This window comes from Ferroglobus sp. (assembly GCF_015521575.1).
Taxonomy (GTDB): domain Archaea; phylum Halobacteriota; class Archaeoglobi; order Archaeoglobales; family Archaeoglobaceae; genus Ferroglobus.
This window is the reverse complement of sequence record NZ_WANY01000088.1, coordinates 1-4,774: the sequence shown is the minus strand read 5'-3', so window position 1 is coordinate 4,774 and position 4,774 is coordinate 1. Positions and strand designations below refer to the sequence as shown.

General features: G+C 44.4%; 7 protein-coding genes and 2 pseudogenes. 5 read left to right on the top strand and 4 right to left on the bottom strand.

Translation table 11 applies throughout. From position 1 onward, the window contains the following. Together F7C14_RS03915 and F7C14_RS03910 are read left to right on the top strand one after the other, a co-directional pair. Window positions 1-252 (top strand): annotated as a pseudogene (locus tag F7C14_RS03915) (tRNA (pseudouridine(54)-N(1))-methyltransferase TrmY); the annotation flags it as partial. A 128-nt stretch (window positions 253-380) separates the two neighbouring features. Further along, a pseudogene (locus F7C14_RS03910) lies at window positions 381-731 on the top strand (N-acetyltransferase family protein); the annotation flags it as partial. A 34-nt stretch (window positions 732-765) separates the two neighbouring features. Here F7C14_RS03910 and F7C14_RS03905 read toward each other — a convergent pair. Next, entirely contained in the window at window positions 766-1,239 is a 474-nt protein-coding gene (locus F7C14_RS03905) for an HIT domain-containing protein (protein WP_290900131.1), read from the bottom strand. Between the two features lie 48 nt (window positions 1,240-1,287). On the opposite strand from F7C14_RS03905, the gene F7C14_RS03900 reads away from it, so the two are divergent. Next, window positions 1,288-1,725 carry a DUF488 family protein gene (locus tag F7C14_RS03900; protein WP_290900129.1) on the top strand — a complete coding sequence of 146 codons (438 nt, stop codon included), beginning with the start codon at window positions 1,288-1,290 and terminating at the stop codon, window positions 1,723-1,725. Here the strand turns inward: F7C14_RS03900 and F7C14_RS03895 are convergent. Genes F7C14_RS03895 through F7C14_RS03885 form a run of 3 tightly spaced genes read right to left on the bottom strand, consistent with a single transcriptional unit; the run spans window position 1,696 to window position 3,614 of the window. Beyond that, entirely contained in the window at window positions 1,696-1,950 is a 255-nt protein-coding gene (locus F7C14_RS03895) for a MoaD/ThiS family protein (RefSeq protein WP_290900127.1), read from the bottom strand. The two genes, F7C14_RS03900 and F7C14_RS03895, sit on opposite strands and share 30 nt — an antisense overlap. After that, on the bottom strand, window positions 1,947-2,495 hold the full coding sequence (locus F7C14_RS03890; RefSeq protein ID WP_290900125.1) for a hemerythrin domain-containing protein: 549 nt from the start codon (window positions 2,493-2,495) through the stop codon (window positions 1,947-1,949). Before F7C14_RS03890 ends, F7C14_RS03895 begins: the two co-directional genes overlap by 4 nt. Window positions 2,496-2,555: 60 nt before the next feature. Then, the gene (locus tag F7C14_RS03885) at window positions 2,556-3,614 is read right to left on the bottom strand and encodes an AAA family ATPase (protein WP_290900123.1); all 1,059 of its coding nucleotides are present in this window, start codon (window positions 3,612-3,614) and stop codon (window positions 2,556-2,558) included. Window positions 3,615-3,658: 44 nt separating this feature from the next. Between F7C14_RS03885 and thpR the strand changes: the two genes are divergently transcribed. Both thpR and F7C14_RS03875 read left to right on the top strand, forming a co-directional pair. Next, a complete protein-coding gene (gene thpR / locus F7C14_RS03880) occupies window positions 3,659-4,198 on the top strand; it encodes an RNA 2',3'-cyclic phosphodiesterase (protein ID WP_290900120.1) in 540 nt (179 codons plus the stop codon). After that, the coding region (locus tag F7C14_RS03875; protein WP_290900118.1) for a nucleotidyltransferase domain-containing protein at window positions 4,195-4,774 on the top strand (580 nt) is incomplete at its 3' end. The genes thpR and F7C14_RS03875, both read left to right, overlap by 4 nt.

Genomic DNA, 4,774 nt, shown 5'->3' with positions numbered 1-4,774 from the left:
CTTGAGGAGCTGCTCGATGAAGCCGCTTTGGACGTTTACTACCTCAGAGAAGACGGGGAAGACGTTAGGGATTTCGAAACTAAAGACGGTCTTTTCGTTCTCGGAGACCACAAAGGAGTTCCGAGAGAACTTGAAGAAATTATATTAAGCAAAGCGAAAAAAATAATTGGAATTCCGACGAAAAGCCTCATGGCTGAGCATTGCATAACGATAGTTCACTACGAGCTGGACAGAAAGCAACTGAATTCGTAAATGCCATGTACTCCGAATTTTTTGATAAAGCCAGAGAGATCATCTTCGTCACGAACTAAGTTCCAGAAGAGAAAGAGAACCTCGTAAGGTTTTACGAGAGATTTGATCAAAAGAGAAGATGCTGCGGTCTTCCGCCGGTGAGCAGAGAGTCCATAGAGAAATGGCTTGAGGATTTGAGCAAAAACGGATACGGGTTCATAGCAAAAAGAGGAGAAGAAGTCGTGGGGCACATAGCGGTCGTTCCAAAAAACGGTGAAGCTGAATTCGTCGTTTTCATTCACAGAGATTACGAGGACAGAGGAATAGGCAAGAACCTCATCGAATTTGCTGCAAAATTTTTGAAAGATATCGGAGTTAAGAAGCTCGTTGCCGTAACGGAAGCTACGAACAGAAGAGCTATAAAGACGTACTTACGCCTCGGATTTTCGGTTGTCGGAAGAGAAAGCTTCTACGTTCACTTCGAGAGAATCCTCGACTGATCAGCTTCAGCTAAAAATTGTTAGGTGCGTAGGCTCACAAATACTTTTTCAGCTTCTTGTAACTTTCCTCGATCGCTTCAGGAATTACCTTAACGTCAGCCAGCACCGGCATGAAGTTCGTGTCTCCGTTCCATCTCGGCACGATGTGAAGATGAATATGATCCTCTATTCCCGCTCCAGCCACCTTACCTAAATTTATTCCGAGGTTGAAGCCGTCCGGATTCATAGCCTTTTTGATGACTTCTACCATTTTTTGGGAAAGCTTCATCATCTCCAAAGCTTCCTCCTCATTCAGATCTTCAACACTCGCAACGTGTCTGTAAGGAGCGATCATCAAATGTCCGGGGTTGTAGGGGTAGTTGTTCATTATTACGAAGCAGCTCTTTCCTCTGTACAAAATAAGCCTTTCCTCATCCTTATTCTCCTTCGGAAAGTCGCAGAATATGCATCCTTCGTATTTTGGCGATTCTATGTACCTTATCCTCCAAGGGGCAAAAATTCGCTCCATATTAATTCGTGGCAGCAATCTATATTTAGAGTTCTCGATAACTTGGATGTGTTCTACACGATCGGACATTCGAATCTAAGCATCGAGGAGTTTATCGAGCAGCTGAAAAAGTTTGGGATAGAGGTAGTTGTTGACGTTAGGAGGTTTCCGACTTCGAAGCACGAGCACTTTAAAAGGGAAAATCTCGAAGAGTTTCTGAAAAGAGAGGGAATCGATTACGTGTGGCTTGGGAAGTACCTTGGAGGGTACAGAGGAGACTACGCCAAGTACATGGAAAGCGAGGATTTCAAAAGAGGGATAAAAGAGCTCCTCAAACTTAAAGATAAGAAGGTGGCGATAATGTGTGCCGAGAGATTCTACATGAGGTGTCACAGAAAGTACATAAGCGAATACCTTGAAGCCCTCGGGTTTGAAGTTTACCACATACAGAGGGGAAAAGCTTACAGACACAAAAAGTTAAAGGGCAGCCCAGAACATGAAAATTAGCTCATCTTCATCGGAAAACTTCATTCTCTCCAACTCCTCCTTTCCGACAATTCTACCGTTCACGGAGATTATGTAGAGATCCACCGCATCGAACTCCTCCTTAGCCTCGGGAAATGTCTCCTTCAGCTTTCTTATAAGTTCATCAAAGTTTAAAGAGCCGTTTATTTTCACCTCCGCCTCCCTTCCAATCTTCATTCCAAGCTCTCCGAAAAACTTAAGCTTCATACTTTCTCCTCCAGCTCAGCCACGAGCCTCTCGTACTTCTCCTTTTCCTTATCGATCCTTTCAAAATCCTTCAGAAGTTTTTTCTCCTCCTCAACGCTCAGATACGGATGCATCGCCGGGAATAATCCTTGATCTTCCTTCACGATGTGGTCTCTGAGCATGGAATGGTAAGCCAGTGCAAAATCCTTCAGCTTTTCGAAATTCGACGCATTCTCCTTAATTTTCCCTACAAGCTCAGCTCCGACTCTGTGATCATTCTCAAGAGCTTCCACCATGTCTATTATGTGCTTAGGAGCTTTTTCCCTTAAAACTTTGAAAACGATCTCTTCCTCCTTCCCGTGGTGAATCTCTCCAGTGTACTTGGAGAAAAACTCCGCAAGAGACAAGTAAAGTTCTTCATCTTCGATCTTTTTCTCTATCGCTTTCTTCAAAACGCTCAGAGCTCTTTCTATAACCCTGTGCTCATCCATCATCACTTTGGTGGCTGGATACTCTTCCTCGACTTTTTCCTCAATCTCCTCTATCCAATCTAAGTCTTCCTCCATGAAAAAAGTTAGCCAAACAATAAATAATTAGATTTCTCCTAAGAACTTCGGAAAAAGTTCTTAAAGGAACATCTGCTTCGGAGGTTGCTTCACAGGCTTTTTAAGTTTGGAAATTGCGTCAAGCATATCCTTTGTCGTAACAACCTCCCTCCCCTCAATTATCGCCCTGTGGAGGGAACTCTTTATGACCTTCTCCACGAGATCCCTGCCGGATAAACCTTCGGTCGCCTTGGCAATTTCCTCAAGATTTACCTCAACCTTCAACGGAAACTCTCTCAGGTTTCTTTCAATAATCTCCTTTCTCTCCTCAACCCCCGGAAGGGTGAACTCAATTTCCTCCTCGAATCTGCTCCTTATCGACGGATCAAGGAACTCTATTCTGTTCGTAGCTGCTATCGTGCAAATTCCTTCCCTCCTTTCAATCCCGTCCAATTCGGTGAGTAAAGCATTGACTATTTCGCTGACGTCTCCCCTCAAATCCTGGTAGCTCCTATCCAGAGCTATGCTGTCGAACTCGTCAAGGAAAACTATACACGGAGCTATTTGTTTGGCTCTCTCATAAAGCTCGTGGATTTTTCTCGCTCCTTCTCCTACATGCTCCCCTATGAGCCTTGTGGACTTAACAGAGAGGAAAGGAACTTTAGCTTCGTTCGCCAAAGCCTTAGCCATCATCGTCTTTCCCGTTCCCGGCGGACCGTAAAAAAGGACATTCTTGGGAGCCCACTTTCCGAACTTCTCCGGATTTTTGAGGTATTCGAGTATTATCCTCGCCTTTTTCTTCGCCTCTTCCTGTCCAACCACATCCTCAAGCCTAACATCTTTGACTATCTCCGTCACAATGTCCCTCGAATAGTTCTCGACCACTATGATAGTCCCCTCTCCAATGTATCCGCTTTCTGGCTCGCAACTCTTAACTTCGAAGGCAAAATCCGGGAAAAGGCGGTAATCGAAGAGCATCTTTCCCTTTGAAACGAACTCTCCTTTCCACTGATCTTTGGCGTAGCGATCAAAAACCTTGGGATTGTCCACTACCGGATACTCGTGATAGCTTGCCTTCAAAGGATACCCGAGGGGTTTGAGTATCAAGTACTTCACTTCGCCTCTTTTTTCCTTTTCCATCGTAATGGATAAGTAATTTAAGCCTATTAATAACCTTTGCTATCATGAGGCTCTTTATAGCTGTCGACCTAAGCGAAGAGCTGAGGGAGAAGATAGCACCTATCCTGAAAACTATCTCAGGTTTAAATGGTGTTAAAGCCGTTGAGAAGGAAAATTTACACATCACGCTAAAATTCTTAGGTGAGGTAAACGAGGCGAGAGTGCCGGCTATTTCGGAAGCTCTGAAAAAAGTTGCGTTTGAGCCGTTCAAAATCTACCTCAAAGGTTTCGGGTTTTTTCCCAATGAGAGATATGCGAGAGTTGCGTGGATAGGAATCAGAGAGGGAGAGGAGGAGCTTAGGAAATTAGCCGAAGGCATCAATTCCGCTTTGAAAAAAGTGGGATTCAAGCCCGAAAGCTTCACAGCTCACGTCACGATAGCGAGGGTGAAAAAGCCAGAAGGGAGGAAGATAGTGGAAGTTTTGAGAGATCTCGAAGACGATTTCGGATGGATGGATGTAAGGGATTTCAGGCTGAAGAAAAGCACGCTAACGAGCAAAGGGCCAATTTACGAGGACTTGGAAGTTTACGGTGTAGAAAGATGAAGGAGGTTCTGGAAGAGGTTTTGAAAGAGGTCATTCCGAGTGAAGAGTTGAGAAGAAAGGCTGAAAAAGCGGCTGAAGAGCTTGAGAGAAGGTTGAAGGAAAAGCTCAAGGATTATCCAGACTTGGAATTCAGATTTCTCGGAAGCTTTGCAAGAGACACATGGCTGCCGGAAAGTTTGGAAATAGATGCCTTCATTCTCTTCCCCGAGAACTATACTGAAGAAGAACTTGAGAGAATCGGACTCGAAATTGGGAAGAGTGTTCTCGACGAATTTGAGCTGAGATATGCCGCTCATCCATACGTTCACGGCAAGGTGCTTGGAGTTGAAGCGGATGTTGTGCCTTGCTACAAGCTGAGAAGTGCGGAAAAGATTAAGAGTGCAGTTGACAGAACTCCCTTTCACCACGAGTGGCTGAAAGATAGAATAAAGGGAAAGGAAAACGATGTTAGACTCTTAAAAAGATTTTTGAAAGCTTCAAACTTGTACGGAGCTGAGTACAAAGTAAGAGGGTTTTCCGGCTACCTCTGCGAGCTGCTCATAGTATTCTACGGAAGTTTCGAAAACCTCGTCAGAG